The 18,184-nt window shown below is 65.2% G+C and carries 22 protein-coding genes; 12 read left to right on the top strand and 10 right to left on the bottom strand.

The window, feature by feature from the left end; translation table 11 throughout:
- Positions 1-39 precede the first annotated feature (39 nt).
- A complete protein-coding gene (locus ACFWPH_RS11230) occupies positions 40-486 on the top strand; it encodes a hypothetical protein (protein WP_378749905.1) in 447 nt (148 codons plus the stop codon).
- Positions 483-1,016, top strand: coding sequence for a DUF3558 domain-containing protein (locus ACFWPH_RS11225; RefSeq protein WP_378749903.1), 534 nt, complete (start codon positions 483-485; stop codon positions 1,014-1,016). The genes ACFWPH_RS11230 and ACFWPH_RS11225 overlap by 4 nt, the downstream gene beginning before the upstream one ends.
- Before the next feature lie 129 nt (positions 1,017-1,145).
- Here the strand turns inward: ACFWPH_RS11225 and ACFWPH_RS11220 are convergent, their stop codons facing one another.
- The 5 genes from ACFWPH_RS11220 to ACFWPH_RS11200 form a co-directional block, all read right to left on the bottom strand.
- Positions 1,146-1,568, bottom strand: a complete 423-nt coding sequence (locus ACFWPH_RS11220) for a type II toxin-antitoxin system VapC family toxin (RefSeq protein ID WP_378749901.1) — start codon at positions 1,566-1,568, stop codon at positions 1,146-1,148.
- A complete protein-coding gene (locus tag ACFWPH_RS11215) occupies positions 1,565-1,786 on the bottom strand; it encodes an Arc family DNA-binding protein (RefSeq protein WP_378749899.1) in 222 nt (73 codons plus the stop codon). Before ACFWPH_RS11215 ends, ACFWPH_RS11220 begins: the two co-directional genes overlap by 4 nt.
- 78 nt (positions 1,787-1,864) lie before the next feature.
- Positions 1,865-2,869: a sigma-70 family RNA polymerase sigma factor gene (locus tag ACFWPH_RS11210; protein ID WP_378749897.1), complete on the bottom strand. Its 1,005-nt coding sequence runs from the start codon at positions 2,867-2,869 to the stop codon at positions 1,865-1,867.
- Between the two features lie 432 nt (positions 2,870-3,301).
- Positions 3,302-4,549, bottom strand: coding sequence for a type II toxin-antitoxin system HipA family toxin (locus ACFWPH_RS11205; RefSeq protein ID WP_378749895.1), 1,248 nt, complete (start codon positions 4,547-4,549; stop codon positions 3,302-3,304).
- Positions 4,533-4,877 carry a helix-turn-helix domain-containing protein gene (locus ACFWPH_RS11200; protein ID WP_378749893.1) on the bottom strand — a complete coding sequence of 115 codons (345 nt, stop codon included), beginning with the start codon at positions 4,875-4,877 and terminating at the stop codon, positions 4,533-4,535. Before ACFWPH_RS11200 ends, ACFWPH_RS11205 begins: the two co-directional genes overlap by 17 nt.
- Before the next feature lie 197 nt (positions 4,878-5,074).
- Between ACFWPH_RS11200 and ACFWPH_RS11195 the strand changes: the two genes are divergently transcribed.
- A complete protein-coding gene (locus ACFWPH_RS11195) occupies positions 5,075-5,494 on the top strand; it encodes a VOC family protein (RefSeq protein ID WP_378749891.1) in 420 nt (139 codons plus the stop codon).
- 399 nt (positions 5,495-5,893) lie between these two features.
- Here the strand turns inward: ACFWPH_RS11195 and ACFWPH_RS11190 are convergent, their stop codons facing one another.
- Positions 5,894-6,676 (bottom strand): crotonase/enoyl-CoA hydratase family protein, encoded by a 783-nt coding sequence (locus ACFWPH_RS11190; RefSeq protein ID WP_280414535.1) that lies wholly within the window; start codon positions 6,674-6,676, stop codon positions 5,894-5,896.
- A 61-nt stretch (positions 6,677-6,737) separates the two neighbouring features.
- On the opposite strand from ACFWPH_RS11190, the gene ACFWPH_RS11185 reads away from it, so the two are divergent.
- The 3 genes from ACFWPH_RS11185 to ACFWPH_RS11175 are packed head-to-tail and all read left to right on the top strand — an operon-like array spanning position 6,738 to position 9,108.
- Positions 6,738-8,384 carry an acyl-CoA synthetase gene (locus tag ACFWPH_RS11185; RefSeq protein ID WP_378749889.1) on the top strand — a complete coding sequence of 549 codons (1,647 nt, stop codon included), beginning with the start codon at positions 6,738-6,740 and terminating at the stop codon, positions 8,382-8,384.
- A 29-nt stretch (positions 8,385-8,413) separates the two neighbouring features.
- Positions 8,414-8,740: a hypothetical protein gene (locus tag ACFWPH_RS11180; protein WP_378749887.1), complete on the top strand. Its 327-nt coding sequence runs from the start codon at positions 8,414-8,416 to the stop codon at positions 8,738-8,740.
- Positions 8,741-8,766: 26 nt separating this feature from the next.
- A complete protein-coding gene (locus ACFWPH_RS11175; RefSeq protein WP_378750650.1) occupies positions 8,767-9,108 on the top strand; it encodes a type II toxin-antitoxin system death-on-curing family toxin in 342 nt (113 codons plus the stop codon).
- Positions 9,109-9,150: 42 nt separating this feature from the next.
- Here the strand turns inward: ACFWPH_RS11175 and ACFWPH_RS11170 are convergent, their stop codons facing one another.
- Together ACFWPH_RS11170 and ACFWPH_RS11165 are read right to left on the bottom strand one after the other, a co-directional pair.
- Positions 9,151-9,402, bottom strand: coding sequence for an AbrB/MazE/SpoVT family DNA-binding domain-containing protein (locus tag ACFWPH_RS11170; RefSeq protein ID WP_378749885.1), 252 nt, complete (start codon positions 9,400-9,402; stop codon positions 9,151-9,153).
- Complete coding sequence (locus ACFWPH_RS11165) at positions 9,399-9,815, bottom strand: winged helix-turn-helix transcriptional regulator (RefSeq protein ID WP_378749883.1); 417 nt, start codon at positions 9,813-9,815, stop codon at positions 9,399-9,401. Before ACFWPH_RS11165 ends, ACFWPH_RS11170 begins: the two co-directional genes overlap by 4 nt.
- Positions 9,816-9,887: 72 nt before the next feature.
- Here ACFWPH_RS11165 and ACFWPH_RS11160 point away from each other — a divergent pair, with 72 nt between their 5' ends.
- Positions 9,888-10,715 (top strand): SDR family NAD(P)-dependent oxidoreductase, encoded by an 828-nt coding sequence (locus ACFWPH_RS11160; RefSeq protein ID WP_378749881.1) that lies wholly within the window; start codon positions 9,888-9,890, stop codon positions 10,713-10,715.
- A gap of 420 nt (positions 10,716-11,135) precedes the next feature.
- Entirely contained in the window at positions 11,136-12,245 is a 1,110-nt protein-coding gene (locus ACFWPH_RS11155; RefSeq protein WP_378749879.1) for an alpha/beta hydrolase family protein, read from the top strand.
- Positions 12,246-12,559: 314 nt separating this feature from the next.
- On the opposite strand, the gene ACFWPH_RS11150 is transcribed toward ACFWPH_RS11155, so the two are convergent.
- Together ACFWPH_RS11150 and ACFWPH_RS11145 are read right to left on the bottom strand one after the other, a co-directional pair.
- Positions 12,560-13,666, bottom strand: coding sequence for an acyl-CoA dehydrogenase family protein (locus ACFWPH_RS11150; RefSeq protein WP_378749877.1), 1,107 nt, complete (start codon positions 13,664-13,666; stop codon positions 12,560-12,562).
- 35 nt (positions 13,667-13,701) lie between these two features.
- A complete protein-coding gene (locus ACFWPH_RS11145; protein ID WP_378749875.1) occupies positions 13,702-14,895 on the bottom strand; it encodes an acyl-CoA dehydrogenase family protein in 1,194 nt (397 codons plus the stop codon).
- Positions 14,896-15,119: 224 nt separating this feature from the next.
- Between ACFWPH_RS11145 and ACFWPH_RS11140 the strand changes: the two genes are divergently transcribed.
- The 4 genes from ACFWPH_RS11140 (at position 15,120) to ACFWPH_RS11125 (ending at position 18,184) form a co-directional block, all read left to right on the top strand.
- Positions 15,120-15,308 (top strand): ferredoxin, encoded by a 189-nt coding sequence (locus ACFWPH_RS11140; RefSeq protein WP_378749873.1) that lies wholly within the window; start codon positions 15,120-15,122, stop codon positions 15,306-15,308.
- Positions 15,309-15,352: 44 nt separating this feature from the next.
- The gene (locus tag ACFWPH_RS11135; RefSeq protein WP_378749871.1) at positions 15,353-16,258 is read left to right on the top strand and encodes a 3-oxoacyl-ACP reductase; all 906 of its coding nucleotides are present in this window, start codon (positions 15,353-15,355) and stop codon (positions 16,256-16,258) included.
- A 299-nt stretch (positions 16,259-16,557) separates the two neighbouring features.
- Positions 16,558-17,322: an ABC transporter permease gene (locus ACFWPH_RS11130; RefSeq protein ID WP_033244067.1), complete on the top strand. Its 765-nt coding sequence runs from the start codon at positions 16,558-16,560 to the stop codon at positions 17,320-17,322.
- A gap of 4 nt (positions 17,323-17,326) precedes the next feature.
- Entirely contained in the window at positions 17,327-18,184 is an 858-nt protein-coding gene (locus ACFWPH_RS11125) for an MlaE family ABC transporter permease (RefSeq protein WP_378749869.1), read from the top strand.

Here is an 18,184-nt window from a genome sequence, read left to right as displayed (position 1 = left end):
CCAGGAACTGTCTCGTAACAGGCGACCGGGGTGGCGCTGATGTTCGATGATCCCAACCTGGACCAGGGTGTCGAGAGCATGGCCCGTCGTGTTCTCGCGGCTGCCGAACGGCTGGAAACCGCGAGCCTGCGAGTCGAACGGACGGATCTCGCGGATCTGTGGAATGAGCCCGTGCCGGTGACGGAGGGGCTCATGGCTGCTGTGGCGTCCATGCCGAATGCGTCCGCAGAGTTGAAAAGCTACGCGGCACGTGTGGCAGCAGGTGAATGCTTGTGGCCGGATATCGAGCACATCGCGCGTCCTGTCCCGCCGGAGGTCGCCGAATTGAAGAATTCGCCCTCGTACTCGTGGGCCTGGGGTGCGCCGCCGGTCCCGGAAACCCCGGTACCGCGACCGGTTCTCAAACGTACAGAAAACGTCGTCGGACCGAGCGACTGGCCCGACGACTTCGACGAATACCCGACGCAGAGGACATGGCTGGTATGAAGACAACGCTCGTTAGAACGGCGATCGCCGGGGTTGTGCTGGCCGCGAGCGCAGCGTGCGGGGGCGGGAGTGGTTCTGTCGATGAGGTTGCGAGCGTCGAACACCCCTGCGACGTTCCGGATTCTGCCTTGACCGAGGCCGGACTGGATTCGAAGCCGCTGATGACCGAGCCGTTCGGTGTCGAGTTCTCCGGTTGGCAGGGATGCATGTGGAAGTCTACCGCCGGATGGTACGACGCAGCCGTCTACTTCGGCCCGGCCACGGTCGACGCGTTCCGGCAAGACCCCAAATATCAGGATTATCGTTCGGTCGGCTCGACTACGGTCGGTGACCGGCCGGCGGCAGAATTCGCGGACAGACTGGATCCGGAACGCCAGGAGCGATGCTATTTCGCCGTGGATATTCCGGACGGTATGGCGTGGATCTGGTCGCGGATACCGGTAGGTCCCGGCGGGAACGAGCCCAAAGGCGATCTCTGCGCCGAGGGGAAACGCATAGCCACCGAGTTGAGCCCATATCTGCCGGAATGATCGCGGCAGTTGTCCTGCGCTACACAGAAGTGGCTCTGCGCAAACTTGTCGCCGATGACGAGGCGCCTGTCACCTGTTCCGGACCGCACTGATCGTGCCGGTACCGAACATCGAACATCGAGTGCCGATTCAGTGCTTTTCGGTCGTTTCCCAGGGGTCGATGATGGCGAGGCCCAGATCGGTGAAGTCCTTGACGTTCCGGGTCGCTACCGGGCAGTCGTTGGCGAGGCAGATCGCGGCGATCTGTGCATCCGCGTATCCGATCGGCCGGCCTCGGCGACGACGTTCGGCGACAATTCGACCGTAGATACGAGCCGCACGGGAATCGTAGGCTTCGACCTCGTCGCCGAATTCGTCGAACAGTTCCGTCGCCAATGTGGCCAGGCCCGCCTTACGCGCCCCTTCCGGTAGATTCTCGATGCCTGCCCAGATCTCGCCGATGGTCACTGTGCTGATCGTGACGTCGTCCGATTCCCCAAGCCAGGTGAGTACTTGGTCGTCGGGAGTGGGTTTGAAGAGCTCGGACACCACGTTCGTATCGGCGATGATCACAGCTGTACCGACCCGGCCTCGGGCTGATCCGGGATGTCCAACTCGGCGGCGTAGGGCCGGCTGCGTTCGTAGAGCTCGTGCAATAGCCGTTTCGGACGCACTGCCGCGGCGAGTATGTCCCGGGCTTCTGCTTCCATGCTGCGCCCGTGTGCGGCTGCACGTCGGCGCAGCCGTTCCTTGACGTCGCTGTCGAGGTCGCGGATAGTGATCGTTGCCATGCAATCAATGCTAGCAATGATTGCATCGTGGTGTCGCTATGCTGAGGCCGACGGTCGATACCTCCGACCTCAGCATTCTCACGCCGGTTCGCTTGTCGGTTCCTCCGTCCATTCCGGCGGCAGGTCGAACAGCGGGAAAAGCCGTTCGGTATCGAGGAAGAAGTTCAGGCCCGCGATCACGCCGTCCTGCATTTCCAGCACTGTCACCGACCACGGCACCCAGCGGCCGGGTTCGCCGCTCGGCTTGTAATGGCCGAAAGCCGGGTGGCCGTTGGCGCCGCCCAGGGGGACCAGCCGGGAATTGCGGCAGGCCGCGCCCGTGCCGAGCATGAAGGCGGCCACGTTCTCCGGGCCGGAGACCCAAAGATCGAAAGGCGGCATGGACAGCGCCACATCGGTTTTCAGCAGCGCGGTGAGCGCGTCCATATCGTAGGACTCGAAGGCGGCGACGAAATCGTTGATCAGTTTGCGCTGGTCGGTATCGGTTTCGTCGTAGCTGTCGGTTTCGGCCGGTTTGACCTTGCTCATGGTGGCGCGGGCGCGCTGCAGGGCACTGTTCACCGACGCGGTGCTCATGGTGAGTGCCTCGGCGGTTTCGTTGGCCGAGAAACGCAGGACCTCGCGCATGATCAGGATGGCGCGCTGGGTGGCGGGCAGGTGCTGGCAGGCCGCGACGAAGGCGAGGCGCAGGCTGTCCTTGGCGCTGGCATGATCGGCCGGATCGGACCCGAAGGCGAGCGAGTTCGGGATGGGTTCGACCCAGACGTAATCGGGTTTGGGCGGACCGAGCGGATGATCAGGGGTGCCGGGGCTGGACAGATCCATCGGCCTGGCCCGGCGCTGCGGACCGTCGAGCATATCCAGGCAGATATTGGTGGTGATCTTGTACAGCCAGGAACGCAGGCTGGACCGGCCCTCGAACGAGTCGTAGGACTTCCAGGCGCGGGTGAAGGCGTCCTGGACGGCGTCCTCGGCCTCGAAGGACGAACCCAGCATGCGGTAGGCGTAGGCGCAGAGCTCACGCCGATGTGATTCGAAGGATCTCAGTACGTCGGCGTCGATCGTGCCGGTCTGCTCGCTCATGGTGCCACTGTGGCACAGCACACCGACACGTGAACAGAGGATGAAAAAGCCTGTTCACAGGTGCGCCACTGCAGTCCCGGCAGGCACAACCGCCACATGTGCGACATCCGTCGAGGCGCTGTCCGCCGGTATCCCGGTTCGGCGGGTTTGTGCCGCGAAACTGCCGGTCTCGCGCTTCCGGTCGCGGTGCGCCCGGTCGTCCGGGCCTGAGCTGCTTCTCCCGAGCGGATCACGTGCCGGGGACCACCCGCACCGTGTCCGCGTCCACCCCTATGGACGCGGACAGCGCGGTCTTCCCTTCTTTCGAAGATCGACGCCCGCCGAGGAGGCGGCGCCGCTGAGGTCGAAGCCGACAAGGTGCCGTGGGAAGGGCAAGGAAAAGCCGTCCTCACCGAACTCTCCGAGACGACGCCGACCGGCGTCGGCGTGCCTCTACCGGTAGCCGTAGCCGGCGAATGGATTGAGTATCTGCCTGCGCCACAGGCTGTTCCGCTGGCCGCGCGTCAGCCGGGCAAGGTCGGCGACCTCGGCGAAGTCCCGTTCGATGATGTGGATCTGATTGTCGATTATGGTGCGGGCCTCGCCCTTGGACAGTCCATAGACCGCGCAACATTCCAGGCACGCGGCGAAGGAACTGTCGCGCCGACCATCCCGCCCGACTGCCATGGCCTGCGCCGAAGTCTCACCAGAACGCGGTTGCGGGCACAGATCGTAGGCTGGGGTGAGGTCGAGGGCGTGCCCGGTCCAGAACGCGGCGTGGTTGCGTGCGTGGTCGTCATTGTTGCCGATGGCGACGTTGAACACTATGCGTTCGAAAAGCTTTCGGCCGATATCCGGATCGGCGCCGTCGCGGCGCAACACGTCCAACAGGTCGGGGTAGGTGGCGTATCGCGCTTCCATCTCGTCGAGACCCAGCATGGTCAGCGCCGAGACCACGATGCGCCGTTCGCCTTCGGGGCCACGATCGAACCGTTCGACCACGAGCACGTCTTTGCCCAGTGATGAAGTGACGAACGACCGCGGCGCGTCGATGCCGACCCGGCGAGCCAGTTCGAAGGCCAGCGCTTCGGCATTTACCACAGGGTAGTGGTCCGACGTCGAGGAGAATTTGGCAATGCCGGGGACGCCGTCGATATCGATCAGCGCTTTGGGCCGTGCACCGCCGATGGAGGTCCCGCGCACCAGCGCCGCCCCGAGCTCCTCCCCGATAGGCCGGTCCTCCTGTATCGCGTCGGCGGCGGCATGTAGTTCATCGATCGTGGCCGTGGTGCCGCGCGGGACATAGGTGGACGGGCTCGCCTGGAAGTCGAGTCCGCCTATTCGGTCGGAGCCGGATTCGAGGAAGTACGTGATCTGGTCCGGCTCGCCCGGGTCGGCATCCCTGCCCCGATAGCCGTGCAGCCTTTCCAGGATCACTCGCTGGCCCCACGAATCGGGTCCACTGTCGCGGAGCACGGAGGCTATCGGCATATTGCCGATCGGTGCCTGCCAGCCGCTGACCAACGGTAGTTCGGGCGGGTACAGGCTGATGGCGTCCTGCCGGTTCAGGTAGCTGCGCCCGTATCCGAAGCGGTACCGGCTGCCGTCACGCTGCACACGGCCGGCGACCACCGGATCGGTGTGGCCCGGGAGCCACACCCAGACGTAGGCGTCACGATGCGGGTCAGAAGTCGAGGCCATCGTCGTCTCCTGTCATTCGCGGCCGGTATTCCCTGGCCGGGATCAGCGCGACGCGTTCCTCGCCCCGCCGACGCAATCGGGTCAGCTCATCATCGGTTGCCCCGAAGAGCGAAACTCCAACGACGGACGCCGCGCTGAAAACCGTCCCGATGGCGGTGCCGGGGCTGCCTTTCTCGATGGCGGTGACGGTCCGGGGTCCGACGCCGATACGCGCCGCGAGGTCGGCTGCGGTCCAGTTGTTCGCGTGCCGGGCCAGCCGGATGTGCGTCCCGAGAACCACTAGCGCATCCGTCGCCGCACGAGTCGGAGCAATCTCCCGCTTCGCCATCGAACCTCCGATAAATAGTAAGTAGATAGACCTACTGTCATTTTATAGTACCCATGAAGGGTTGATTGTGGCGTCGATCTGGGACTTCCGCCGCCGCGGATAGATTTTTGGTGCCGCCGATGAGTTTCCGAAGCGGCCGCCGTCTCTACCCACAAGCCGGCCAGAGATCAGACCACCGCTTCGAGAGGACCGAAACCATGAGCAGCAAGATGATTTTCGTGAACCTGCCCGTCACCGACCTGGCACGTTCCAAGAATTTCTACGAATCGCTGGGCTGGAAGGTGAACGACGATTTCACCGACGAGAACGCCGCCTGCATCGTGGTCGACGACAATATCTGCCTGATGCTGCTCACCCACGACCACTTCGGGGTGTTCAGCAAGCGCCCGATCGCCGACACCAAGGCCGCCACCGGAGCCGCTTACGCACTATCGCTCGGCAGCGCCGACGAGGTGGACCGGCTCACCGATGCGGCCGTCGCCGCCGGTGGTACCGAAGAGGTCAACACCGATAAGCAGGCGCAGGAAGCGCAGGTCGGGATGCACGGCCGCACCTTCCTGGATCCGGACGGGCACCAGTGGGAGCCGTTCTACATGAACTACCCCGGCGCCGAATAACAGCGCATCGTTATGCGAATGTCCCGGTCGACAGCTGTCGACCGGGACATTTCTGCTGTCTCGGCTCTGCGGCGACAAAGGATCCGGCTGAAGAAGTATTACCGGGTCCATAATCGGCGACTGTGCCTCCGGGCCCGCGCAACCACGGCACCACAGTCTGCGTGGACCACCTTTCCGGGTTCGGTCCTGTGGAGCCTCGCTGGTTTTGGGCGGAGCCCCGCGGGCTCTGCGACCTGGAGGGTTGCGCGATCCCGCCAGGCCCAGGTGGACCAGGTGCTCGAGGCGCCCGGCTCACTCGACTAACTCGCCCGCCGATACGGCCAGGGCGTCCAGCAGGACGCTGACGCGGTCGCCGCCATGAAGCCGCACAGGGCGGTGGCTATGCGTGAACCTGGAAGCTCACTTGCCGCTGAAGGTGGGCTTGCGCTTCTCCTTGAAGGCCTTCGGGCCTTCCTTTGCGTCCGCGGACTGGAAGACCGCCATACCGAGCTTGGCGTCGATCTGGAACGCTTCCTCCTCGGGCATGCATTCGGTATCGCGGATGGTCTGCAGGATCGCCTGCACCGCGAGCGGTCCGTTGGCGGCGATCAGGTCGGCCAGTTCGAGGGCCTTGTCCAGCGCCTGGCCGTCCGGCACCACATGGCCCACGAGGCCGATCTCCTTGGCCTCCGCGGCGCTGAGATGCCGGCCGGTGAGCAGAATATCGGCGGCGACGGTGTAGGGGACCTGACGGACCAGCCGGACCGCGGAGCCGCCCAGCGGGAACAGGCCCCAGCGCGCCTCGGAGACGCCGAACTTGGCGCTCTCACCGGCGACCCGGATATCGGTGCCCTGCAGGATCTCGGTACCGCCGGCGATGGCAGCCCCCTCGACAGCCGCGATGAGCGGTTTCGTGAGGCGGCGGCCCTTGAGTAGTGCCTCGATCTTGGACAGATCCCAGCCGCCTCCGGCAAACGAGTCCCCGGGATGCTGCTGGGTCATACCCTTGAGGTCGGCGCCCGCGCAGAACGCGCCGCCGGCGCCGGTCAGGATCGCGACCCGGATCTCCGGATCGTTGTCCACCTGATCCCAGGCGTCGCGCATGATCGCCATCATTTCGCCCGAGAGTGCGTTACGGGCCTCGGGGCGGTTCATGGTGACGATGAGGACGTGGCCGCGCTTCTCGACGAGGCATTGAGGCATCGTTGTTTCTCCTGTTACTCGGACCTTGCAAGAAACAGTAACACGTTCTATTTTTGACCTTGTGACGTACAACATAGCCGACCTCGTCGAACACACAATCGATCTCGTGCCGGACCGGGTTGCGCTGGCTGACGACCACCGCTCGGAGACCTTTGCCCAACTGGAGGACCGTGCCAACCGACTGGCGCACTACCTGCTGGAACACGGTGTTCAGCCGGGCGACAAGGTCGGCATCTACTCGCGCAACACCATCGAAGCCGTCGAGTCGATGCTGGCGGTCTTCAAAGCGCGGGCAGTGATGGTCAACGTCAACTTCCGCTACGTCGAGAACGAGTTGCAGTACATCTTCGAAAATTCGGACATGGTGGCGCTGATCCACGAGCGCCGCTACACCGACAAGGTGACCAATGTCCGGTCGAAGGTGCAGCAGTTGAAGACCGTGCTCGTGGTCGACGACGGCACCGGCGCCGCCACCGCCGAAGGTTCGGTGGATTACGAAGCGGCCCTGGCGGAATCATCCGGCGAACGCGATTTCGGCGACCGCTCCAACGACGATACCTTCATGCTCTACACCGGCGGCACCACCGGGATGCCGAAGGGCGTCATGTGGCGCCACGAGGACTGGTGGCGCGTGCTCGGTGGCGGCATCAACTTCATGACCGGCGAATACGTGCAGGACGAATGGCAGCAGGCCAAGAACGGCGCGGCCGGCGGCCAGATGGTGCGATACCCGATCCCGCCGCTGATCCACGGTGGTTCGCAGACCGCCGTCTTCCACGGTCTGTTCGACGGCGGCAAGACCATCATGATCCCGGAGTTCGACGCGCACACCGTCTGGCAGGCCGTCGACGCGCACGGCATCAACATGATCTTCATCACCGGCGATGCCATGGCCCGGCCGATGCTGGACGCGCTCGAGACCGGCCATCCGGAGAAGGGTGAGCCCTACCAGCACACCAATCTGTGGGCCATGGCCAGCAGCGCGGCGCTGTTCTCCCCGTCGCTCAAGGACCGGTATATCGAGCTGCTCCCGAATACGGTCATCACCGATTCGATCGGCTCGTCGGAGACCGGGTTCGGCGGTATCTCCATCGCTGCCAAGGGCGCCACCCACACCGGTGGGCCGCGTGTGAAGATCGACGCTTCCACCGCCGTGATCGACGACGACGGCAACCCGGTGGCGCCCGGCTCCGGGCAGGTCGGCCTGCTGGCCCGTAAGGGGCATATCCCGGTCGGCTACTACAACGACCCGGTGAAGACCGCGGCGACGTTCAAGGAGTTCAACGGCGTCCGGTACTCGATTCCCGGCGACTACGCACGGGTCGAGGAAGACGGCAGCGTCACGATGCTGGGCCGCGGCTCGGTGAGCATCAACAGCGGCGGCGAGAAGATCTACCCCGAAGAGGTCGAGGGCGCGCTGAAATGCCACCCCGAGATCTTCGATGTACTGGTGGTCGGTGTTCCCGACGAACGCTGGGGCCAGCGGGTGGCGGCCGTGGTGCAGTGCCGCAGCGACAAGCGACCCACCCTCGAGGAGCTGCGTCCGGTGCTGACCCAGGAGATCTCCTCCTACAAGATGCCCCGCAGCCTGTGGTTCGTCGATGAGATCAAGCGGTCCCCGGCCGGTAAGCCCGACTACAAGTGGGCGAAGGCGTATACCGAGGAACGCGACGCCGACGAGCATTCCCAGGCGGGTAGTTCGTCGTAGTTCGGACGACTCGAGGGGTTGCCGCATGGATGCGGCAGCCCCTCGTCTTGTGCTCGGGCGGCGAACTCGATGGTGTCGCCATCTTGTCGGGTCGCTACCTGCGTGTTTCTGCCGCGACCAGTCGTGGCATCTGGTGGTACCACGTGGTACCGTCCGGTATGGCCGGTTTGAATGTCAGGTTCAGCGACGAGGAACTGGAAGCCCTACGAGAGCGGGCCGAGCGGGAGGGCAGGAGCATGCAACAGTTCGCGCACGACGCAGTGATCACCGCGATAAACGAGCATTCGCGCTTGTTCAACGAGGCTGCAGATCATGTGCTGGCGGCCAGTGAAGAGCTGAACCGGAGGCTCGCTTGATCAAGTACCTCACGCTTGTCGAGTTGATGAATCTCGCCGACCGTCTCGGGACACCGGAGGTACGCGACTATGGGCTGTTGGAGTCGGCGCTGGCGCGTCCGCAAGCGAGCGTTTTCGGCCAGGATGCCTACCCGGATCTATGGCAGAAGGCCGCTGCACTGATGGAGTCGATTGCGCGGAACCACGCGATGATCGATGGGAACAAGCGGCTGGCTTGGTACGCGACATGGGTGTTCCTGCATATGAACGGGCATCCGCTGGACAGGAACTTCGATGTGGACGAAGCCGAACAGTTCGTCTTGGCCGTTGCCCAAGGCCAGCTCGATCTGCCGAAAATCACCGAGCAGCTGACGAGGTTCGAGCAGTAACTCCAGGTTTCGAATCGGTGTGGCAGGAACTCGGACAGCGGTTCATCGCTCAGGTCGGTCGCCGCGAAGCAATTCCATGATCTCGTCGGTACTCATACCTTCGACCTCTTTGCTGTCGGCGGTGCCACGTATTCGATCGACCAGGCGCCGGCCGCGGGTGGGGGCGTTATCGCTGCGGACGATCCGAAGTGTGCCATCGACCTCGATCACCTCCACGTCGTCTCCTTCGTGAAGGTTGAATTTGGTGCGTAGCGCCGAGGGGATCGTGACCTGTCCTTTGCTGTTCAGTATCACCGCGCGGCCGCTCCGGTGTGGGCCAGTCTGGCGGCAGCGATATCGCCTGCATGATCCACTGCCCAACCGGCGATGGCCGAGAGGGGATCGAGGAGGGTTTCGCCCAGGGGCGTGAGGCTGTATCGGACCGTTGGTGGGACGGTCGGGTAGGCCGTCCGGTCGACGAGGCCGTCGGCTTCGAGGGTGCGCAGGGTTCGGGTCAGCATGCGGCGGCTGATGTCCTCGATCGAACGGTGTAGTTCGTTGTAGTGGTAAGGGCGGCGGGCCAGTCGGGCGATCACCAGCAGGGTCCATTTGTCGCCGAGGAGTCGGACGATATCGGTGACCGGGCAGGCCTGATAGTCGGCGCTGGGGACGGTCGCGGGGAGTTCCGCCGTGGCGAAGGAGGGGGCCTGCGCTGGGGTGGGGAACATAGAAGTGCCTTCTTCCGGGGTCGGTAACCGTTGTCGAGGATGGGGATCGACAGGTGGACCGATGGAGGTGCGATGACGAAAACCGTTGTTGTCAGTGGTGGTACCGATGGTATGGGGCGCGCGTTCGCGCTGGAGCGGCTTGCCCGGGGTGATCGGGTCGTGGCGATCGGCAGCAATCCGGCCAAGGGTGATTCGTTGCTGGCTGCCGCCGGACCCGATTCGGACCGTGCGCGTTTCCTGCGGGCCGACCTGAGTTCTGTAGCGACGACGCGAAAAGTCGTCGCCGAAATAACGTCGGAGTACGAGGTAGTCGATGCGCTGCTGCTGTTTGCGAACCGCACCTCACCTCAGCGCATCCAGACCGAGGAGGGATTCGAGCGCACCTTCGCCCTCTACTACCTCAGCCGGTATCTGCTCTCGTACGGGTTGGTTCCGCTGCTCGAGCGCAGTGCACAGCCGGTGATCGTGAACATCGCCGGAGTCGGTGTCCGGAAAGGGGCGGTGAACTGGGAAGATCCGCATCTCGCGCAGGACTACAGCGTGGTCCGCGCCCAGTTGCAGGCCGGGCGGGCGAACGACCTGTTGGGAGTTTCGTTCGCCGGACAATGCGGCGGGAAGGTCGGGTACGTCCTCTACCACCCCGGATTCACTCGCAGCGGCGACCTCTCACCACTGAATCCGGTCGCCAGGACAGTCATCAGAACGCTCGCCGCGCTCGCCGCCCGGCCCGTACGCACCGCGATTCACCCGATCCACGATTTCATCGATACTCCGGCCGCGGTGCCGCTCCGCGCAATCGATCGCGGCCGCTCCCTGGATCTGTCGCTGCCCACCCTCGATCCGGGGGCAGCCGAACGCCTTTCCCAGCTCACCGAGGAGCTGCTGGCAGCACAGGCGTAAAGGATTGCCGGACGCCCTGGAGGTGATCACCGGGTCCGCCAACCGCCTGTTCCGGAGTGTCACCCCTGGGCGCGGGCGGAGGCAACCGTTCCTGCCACCCTCATGGCGTCGCGGTGACTTACGCGCCACCAAGATCGCCGGCCGGCAGCGCTTCTGCCTCCCTCGTGGCGTCGGCCCGGGACTCGAGCGAAGGGCCGGCTGTCCGGGGCACAGCCGGGCCGCTCGTGCTGGTTGCGACGCGACGTCGCGCGGTGCGAGTTCCGCGCCGCAAGAGGACGGAGTTCGATCGGCGCGATGTTCTGCGGCTCGCTGTCCGATTCATCGGCCCCGGGGCGAGATTTGGGGGATTCACCTGATGCAGTCAGTACAACCGTCTGCGAAACTCGGCGGGACGTGATCGTCCCGATCGAAAGTGAGTCCGTGGGTATCACTCGTTTCCTCGCCTTCGCAGCGATTCTCGCGGTAGCGCTGGGGGCGGCGGCCACCGCACCCGCGACGGCCGCGCCCATCACCTCGGGGTCCGATCTCGGTGTGGCGCTGCCGCCCCCGACCGGCCCATTCCCGGTCGGTGTTCAGGAGTTCCACCTCGTCGACGATCGGCCCGACCCGTGGATGCCGGATCGCGACCGCGAATTGATGGTCTCCGCCTGGTATCCCGCACTGGCACCTATCGGCCGGCCGGACCCCTATGCCACACCGGAGGAATCGGCGCTGATCCTCGCTTCGCTGGGATTGGCGGGCTTCGCACCGGACTCGCTCAGCAAGATACGAACGCACGCCTATGTGGACGCGCCGCGGTGGGGACACCCGCTGCCCACGGTCGTGCTTTCGCCCGGCTTCACCATGCCGCGGGCATCGCTCACCGGCCTCGCCGAGGAACTGGCCGCTCGCGGCTATCTCGTGCTCGGTATCGACCACACATATGAGGCCTCCGCCGTGACCTTCCCGGATGGCCGCATCACCGAATGCGAGGCGTGCGTGGGGCGTCTGGACGCCGTTTCGGTCGCGCGTAGCCGTGCACAGGACGTGTCCTTCGTCCTCGACGAACTGACCGGCCGCCTGCCGATCGATCTGTCCCGGATAGCCATGGGCGGTCATTCCGCGGGTGGGTTCACCGCGCCGTACGCACTCGCCGAGGACGGCAGGATCAGCGCCGGATTCAACCTGGACGGAACGTTCCCCGCCGCGCCCTACGGCCGCGCTGTCGACCGGCCGTTCCTGATGATGGGCGCACCGGGCCACGCACCCGACGGAAAGTCCGGTGCCCGATGGGGTACCGCCTACGATGCGTTCCACGGTTGGAAACGCTGGGTGACGGTCGACGGCACGTCACATTCGTCCTTCACCGACTACGCGCCGATCGCCGCGGCACTCGGTTACCAGGTCCCGGACACGACAATCGACGGCAACCGCGCGATGGATCTGACCCGGCGATACGTCACCGCCTTCGTCGACCTCCACCTGCGCGGCATCCCGCAGCCGCTCCTCGATGCACCGGATCCGGCCCACCCCGAGGTCCGTTTCCACTGATCGGTGCGATCCGATCGCCTTGTCGCCATATCCAGAGGAACGGTGAACCGGCGCGGGCCGCGGTTTCCGGTTGCGCCGCTACGACGTTCCACCGCTGGTCCGCATCTGTACCCGGACAGGAAGCGACTACTCCTTTTCCGCGCCCCTCCACCTGGAGCCCGTTCGGCGCCGGCCGGCACCGTTGTGTGGGCGCCACATTCGCGAGGACGGGGTCGCGCCTTCGCTGAACACCGAGCACTCCGTCGAACTGTGCGACCGTCGGCATGCTCCCTCCGGGCTGGTCAGCGGAAACTCCGCCGACCAGCGCGCGGACCCTAGGCGGTTTCGGGAACGAACTCGGCCAGGGGGAGCAGGTGGCTGGTTGCTCCGCCGAGGGCGAATTCGTTGTGTTTGGCTGCGGTGAAGTAGTTGTGCACGATGTGGTCGCGGTCGATCCCGACCCCACCGTGTACATGGACCAGCGTGTGCGCCACCTGGTGGCCGGCTTCGGCGGCCCAGAACTTCGCGGTGTGGATGGCGCCGGTGGCGTCGAGGTCTTCGCTGAGCTGCCAGGCGGCCTGGGTGGTGGTGAGGCGCAGGCCCTGGACGCTGATGTAGGCGTCGGAGAGGCGCTGGGCCACGGCCTGGAAGCTGCCGACGGCGCGGCCGAACTGTTCACGTTCGCGGCCGTAACCGGCGACCAGCTCGAGCGAGCGTTCCAGGGTGCCCAGCTGCTGCGCGGCCAGGCCGAGCCAGGCGCGGTCGAGTAGCCAGGCCAGGATCTGTGCGCCGTCGGCCACGGTGCCGAGCAGTTCGGCGGGGGCGCCGGCGAATTCGACCAGCGATTCCGCACTGCGGTCGGTGACCTGCTGCGCGGTCACGGTGACGGATTCATGCGCCGGATCGACCAGGAAAACGGCCGGCTGACCCGACACCGAGGCAGGCACCAGGATGCGGGCGGCGCGGTCGGCGACGGGGACGGTGGTTTTCACGCCGGTCACCTGCCAGTTACCGTCGGATTCGGCGGCAGTGGTGGTGGGCCGGGCCGGATCCCAGTTGTGCTCCTCGGCCACGGCGACGGTGAGAATCGACGTACCGGCGGCGGCCGCGGCGGCGAGTTCGCGCTGAGGTGCGGAACCGAACCGGGCCAGCGCGCCCGCGCCGAGCGCGATCGACCACAGATAGGGGACGGCCGCCACGGACTTTCCGAGTTCGCGCAGGATCGCGGTCTGTTCCAGCGTGCCGAAACCGCTACCGCCGATTTCCTCGGGCAGCGCGGCCGCCAGCACCCCGGTCTCGGCGAGCGATTTCCACAGCGGTTCGTCGAATTTGGCGGTGCCGCCGTCCAGTTCGCGCAGCCGGTCGGCGGTGACCAGTTTCTCGCAGACCTCGCCGGTGAGCCGGGCCAGGTCCAGCTGGGCTTCGGTGGGAGTGAAATCCATGGTGAACTACCTACTTCTGGAATCGGGCGAGGAGGTCAGCGGGCGGAGGCGGGCTGCTTCAGCGCGGTCATGGCGATGATGTCGCGCTGTACCTCGTTGGTTCCGCCACCGAAGGTGAGGATCAGTGCGGAGCGGTGCATCCGCTCCAACCGTCCGCGCAGTACCGAACCGGGGGAGTCCTGGCGCAGCGCCGCCTGCGGCCCGAGCACCTCCATGAGCAGCCGGTAGGCCTCGGTGGACAGTTCGGTGCCGTACACCTTGCACGCCGAGGCGTCCCACGGCCGGGGTGCGGCGTCGCCGCCGGCATCGGCCCGGCTGGCGATCTCCCAGTTCATGAGCTTGAGGTATTCGACCTTGGCGTGCACGCGGGCCAGGTTCAGCTGAACCCATTCGCGGTCGAACACCCGTGACCCGTCGGCGGCCTTCGTCTCCTTCGCCCATGCTGTCGTCTGCGCCACGGCCAGCTGCAGGGCGGCGGCGGAGGTCAGCGCGACCCGCTCGTGGTTGAGCTGGTTGGTGACCAGCGGCCAGCCGCCGTTCTCCGGGCCGACCAGGGAGGTCACCGGGACGCGCACATCCTGGTAGTAGGTGGCGCTGGTATCGGGGCCGGCCATGGTGTGCACCGGGGTCCAGGAGAAACCTTCGGCGGTGGTGGGCACGATCAGCATGCTGATGCCCTTGTGTTTCTTGGCGGCGGGGTCGGTGCGCACGGCCAGCCAGACGTAGTCGGCGTAGGCGATGAGGCTGGTCCACATCTTCTGGCCGTTGATCACGTAATCGTCGCCGTCGCGGACGGCGGTGGTGCGCAGCGAGGCCAGATCGGTACCGGCGCCGGGCTCGGAGTAGCCGATGGCGAAGTGCAGTTCACCGGCGGCGATCTTGGGGAGGAAGAATTTCTTCTGCTCCTCGCTGCCGTAGTGCATGATCGTCGGCGCGACCGAGTTGATGGTCAGGAACGGCACCGGGGCGCCGGCGATGGCGGCCTCGTCGGTGAAGATCAGCTGGTCCAGCATGGGCCGGTTCTGGCCGCCGTACTCCTCGGGCCAGCCCAGTGCGAGCCAGCCGTCGCGGCCCATCTCGGCGACGACCTCACGGTACACATTTCCTTCGCCGTATTCGCCGGTCTGCGCGCTGAGAGCAGCCCGCCGTTCCGGGGTGATCAGACGCGCGAAGTAATCGCGCAACTCGGCGCGTAGCTGGTCGTGTTCCGGGGTATACGCAATGCGCATGGCGGTACCTCGAGCCTTCGTTCTGCGGGTTGGAGATGTGCCTGGACGTGGGATCGTGCCGCGCTCGGCCTCGTGGAGCGCGGAATGGATCTCCGATACCTGGCTCCGATCATTGCATATGCGCTGAAACATGTTCCAGTATTGAAAGGTAATCAGCCCATGTAGCCCGCCCGCGCGAACCTCGCTTGTTAGGCTTGCGCCATCGGGCGGGAAAAGGAGTTTCGATGAAGGTCAGCGTTGACTTCGATCAGTGCGAAGCAAACGGAATCTGCGCGGGAATCGCTCCCGACGTGTTTGAACTCGATGACGAGGACATGCTGCACGTCGCCGAGGGCGAGGTGGCGCCCGATCAGGAGACGGCAGTCGCGGACGCGGTTGCGCAATGTCCGAAAGCGGCTTTGCGTTTGCTGTGAATCTGCTCTTGCCGTGAATAAGAACACGTTCTAGAGTCGGCCCGGTGAGCGATACAGATACCAGCCTTGCCGGGCGAGTTGCGATCGTGACCGGAGCGGGTGCGGGCCTGGGTAAGGCCGAAGCGCTCGCTCTGGCCGGAGCCGGGGCCTCGGTGGTGGTCAACGACCTCGCCGAGTCCGACGCCGTAACCGAGACGCTGGAGCAGATCCGGGCCCTCGGTGCCAAAGCGGAGTTCGTCGCGGGCAGTGTCGCCGAGCGGTCCACCGCCGACGCGTTGATCACCGCCGCCGACGAGTCCTTCGGCGGCCTGGACATCGTGGTCAACAACGCGGGCATCACCCGCGACAAGATGCTGTTCAACCTGTCCGACGAGGACTGGGACGCGGTCCTGTCGGTACATCTGCGCGGGCATTTCCTGCTGACCCGCAATGCGGGTTCCTACTGGCGCGCGCGGTCGAAGGAAGCCGGCGCCCCGGTGTACGGCCGGATCGTCAACACCTCTTCCGAGGCGGGTCTCCTCGGGCCTGCGGGGCAGGCCAACTACGCGGCGGCCAAGGCCGGAATCACCGCACTGACCTTGTCGGCTTCCCGGGCCCTGGAGCGGGTGGGTGTCCGTGCGAACGCGATCTGCCCGCGCGCGCGTACCGCTATGACCGAACAGGTCTTCAGCGCTGCGCCCGAGGACGAGGTGGATCCGCTGTCGCCCGACCATGTGGCGCGCCTGGTGGCCTACCTCGCCTCCCCGGCTGCCGACCGGGTGAACGGGCAGGTTTTCGTGGTCTACGGACCGATGGTCGCGTTGATGGCGGCGCCGGAGGTCGAGCAGCGTTTCGATGCGACGGGTGCGCAATGGTCTGATGACGATCTGGCCACCACGCTGACCGGTTACTTCGCCGGACGCGACGAAGGCCGTACCTTCTCTGCAACGGCGCTGCACGAACTCGGTTGAGCAGATTCTGCCGGGCCGGGATACGCGATTTCTTCGCGCGACCCGGCCGGTAAGAGTTGTACAACCGTCCAGTCATTGGTAAACAATGGGTCGTCGTACTGTGCCCGGCCTCACACAATGATGCCCAAGGCGTATGAAACGTGTTGCAGTCTCGCTGTCTGGGATTGTTACGAGTCAACAGTTCACAAGCCTCAAAATGGCCCCAAATAGGAAATGAACGTGTTCTACTTAGCGGGGCGAGTCCCGGGGTGCAACCCCATCGGCCGCCAGCGGGACCAGTCAGGCAAGGAGGATCCACAGTGAACGACGTCCTTGCCGTGCCATTGCGGGCCGTCGGCGGATTCTTCGAACTCACCGCGGCGGTGGCCCGGGCGAGTCTGCGGCGACCTTTCCAACTGCGCGAATTCATCGACCAATCGTGGTTCGTGGCGCGGGTATCGATCTTGCCGACCGTTCTGGTCGCCATACCGTTCACCGTGCTCGTCGTATTCGTCCTGAATATTCTGCTGCGCGAAATCGGCGCCGCGGACCTCAGTGGTGCCGGTGCGGCCTTCGGCGCGGTGACCCAGGTCGGGCCGATCGTCACGGTGCTCATCGTCGCCGGCGCCGGCGCCACCGCCATCTGCGCGGATCTCGGCGCCCGCACCATCCGGGAAGAAATCGACGCCATGAAGGTGCTCGGTATCGATCCCATCCACCGGCTGGTGGTACCCCGGGTGCTGGCCTCGATGTTCGTCGCCCTGATGCTGAACAGCCTGGTCTGCACCATCGGTATCGTCGGCGGCTTCCTTTTCTCGGTATTTCTGCAGGACGTGAATCCGGGGGCATTCGTCAACGGCATCACGCTGCTGACAAATCTTCCGGAGCTGATCATTTCCGAAGTCAAGGCCGGCCTTTTCGGTCTGATCGCCGGATTGGTGGCCTGCTACCTGGGTTTGAATGTCAAAGGTGGTCCCAAGAGTGTCGGTGACGCGGTGAACCAGACAGTGGTTTTCGCCTTCATGGCGCTGTTCGTGGTGAACGTCGTCGTTACGGCGGTCGGTCTCAAGTTCTCGGTGCGGTGACGCGATGTCGGCCTCGGTGATCATCCAATCCCGCTTCCCCAGGGTGGTGCGGCGCGTCCGCAGGTTCTCGAATTCGTTCGACGATCTCGGCAAACAGGCCGTGTTCTACGGCCGCGCGATCGGCTCCATGCCGCGCGCGCTGGTGCACTATCGCACCGAGACCGTCCGCCTCATCGCCGAGATCAGCATGGGTACGGGTGCCCTGGCGGTTATCGGCGGCACCGTGGTGATCGTCGGCTTCTTGACCCTGTTCTCCGGCGCCACCATCGCCGTCCAGGGCTACAGCTCTCTCGGCAATATCGGCGTCGAGGCGCTGACCGGCTTCTTCGCCGCATTCCTCAATGTCCGGATCGCGGCCCCGGTCATCTCCGGAATCGGCCTCGCCGCGACCATCGGCGCGGGTTCCACCGCGCAGCTGGGCGCGATGCGGGTCGCCGAGGAGATCGATGCGCTCGAATCCATGGCGATCCGGCCGATGCCGTACCTGGTGGGAACTCGGGTGCTCGCCGGGATGATCGCGATCGTGCCGCTGTATTCGCTGGCCGTGATCGCCTCCTTCATCGCCAGCCGGTTCGCCACCGTCGTCATCTACGGGCAGTCGGCCGGCGTGTACGACCACTACTTCTCCACCTTCCTCATCCCGAGCGACATTCTGTGGTCGTTCGTTCAGGCCATTGTCATGGCGTTGGCGGTGATGATGATCCATACGTATTACGGCTTCACGGCGAAGGGCGGCCCGGTAGGGGTCGGTATCGCCGTGGGTAATGCGGTGCGTACCTCGCTGATCGCGGTGGTCTCGGTGACCCTGCTGATCTCCCTGGCCCTCTACGGCACCTCCGGCAACTTCAACCTTTCCGGATAG

It is taken from the genome of Nocardia sp. NPDC058499, assembly GCF_042719915.1.
In the GTDB taxonomy this organism is placed as follows: Bacteria; Actinomycetota; Actinomycetes; order Mycobacteriales; family Mycobacteriaceae; genus Nocardia.
Note: the sequence above shows the minus strand (reverse complement) of the source record. Positions and strands in the feature narration are given on the sequence as shown.

What these genes read in the sequence shown, in the direction of transcription:
- ACFWPH_RS11175 (WP_378750650.1), top strand. Translation starts at nt 8,767, where the DNA reads ATGAATCTCGCCGACCGTCTCGGGACACCGGAGGTACGCGACTATGGG.
- ACFWPH_RS11190 (WP_280414535.1), bottom strand. Translation starts at nt 6,676, where the DNA reads ATGCCTCAATGCCTCGTCGAGAAGCGCGGCCACGTCCTCATCGTCACC.
- ACFWPH_RS11165 (WP_378749883.1), bottom strand. Translation starts at nt 9,815, where the DNA reads ATGTTCCCCACCCCAGCGCAGGCCCCCTCCTTCGCCACGGCGGAACTC.
- ACFWPH_RS11205 (WP_378749895.1), bottom strand. Translation starts at nt 4,549, where the DNA reads ATGGCCTCGACTTCTGACCCGCATCGTGACGCCTACGTCTGGGTGTGG.
- ACFWPH_RS11160 (WP_378749881.1), top strand. Translation starts at nt 9,888, where the DNA reads ATGACGAAAACCGTTGTTGTCAGTGGTGGTACCGATGGTATGGGGCGC.
- ACFWPH_RS11150 (WP_378749877.1), bottom strand. Translation starts at nt 13,666, where the DNA reads ATGGATTTCACTCCCACCGAAGCCCAGCTGGACCTGGCCCGGCTCACC.
- ACFWPH_RS11140 (WP_378749873.1), top strand. Translation starts at nt 15,120, where the DNA reads ATGAAGGTCAGCGTTGACTTCGATCAGTGCGAAGCAAACGGAATCTGC.
- ACFWPH_RS11230 (WP_378749905.1), top strand. Translation starts at nt 40, where the DNA reads ATGTTCGATGATCCCAACCTGGACCAGGGTGTCGAGAGCATGGCCCGT.
- ACFWPH_RS11225 (WP_378749903.1), top strand. Translation starts at nt 483, where the DNA reads ATGAAGACAACGCTCGTTAGAACGGCGATCGCCGGGGTTGTGCTGGCC.
- ACFWPH_RS11125 (WP_378749869.1), top strand. Translation starts at nt 17,327, where the DNA reads ATGTCGGCCTCGGTGATCATCCAATCCCGCTTCCCCAGGGTGGTGCGG.
- ACFWPH_RS11215 (WP_378749899.1), bottom strand. Translation starts at nt 1,786, where the DNA reads ATGGCAACGATCACTATCCGCGACCTCGACAGCGACGTCAAGGAACGG.
- ACFWPH_RS11200 (WP_378749893.1), bottom strand. Translation starts at nt 4,877, where the DNA reads ATGGCGAAGCGGGAGATTGCTCCGACTCGTGCGGCGACGGATGCGCTA.
- ACFWPH_RS11145 (WP_378749875.1), bottom strand. Translation starts at nt 14,895, where the DNA reads ATGCGCATTGCGTATACCCCGGAACACGACCAGCTACGCGCCGAGTTG.
- ACFWPH_RS11180 (WP_378749887.1), top strand. Translation starts at nt 8,414, where the DNA reads ATGCGGCAGCCCCTCGTCTTGTGCTCGGGCGGCGAACTCGATGGTGTC.
- ACFWPH_RS11210 (WP_378749897.1), bottom strand. Translation starts at nt 2,869, where the DNA reads ATGAGCGAGCAGACCGGCACGATCGACGCCGACGTACTGAGATCCTTC.
- ACFWPH_RS11195 (WP_378749891.1), top strand. Translation starts at nt 5,075, where the DNA reads ATGAGCAGCAAGATGATTTTCGTGAACCTGCCCGTCACCGACCTGGCA.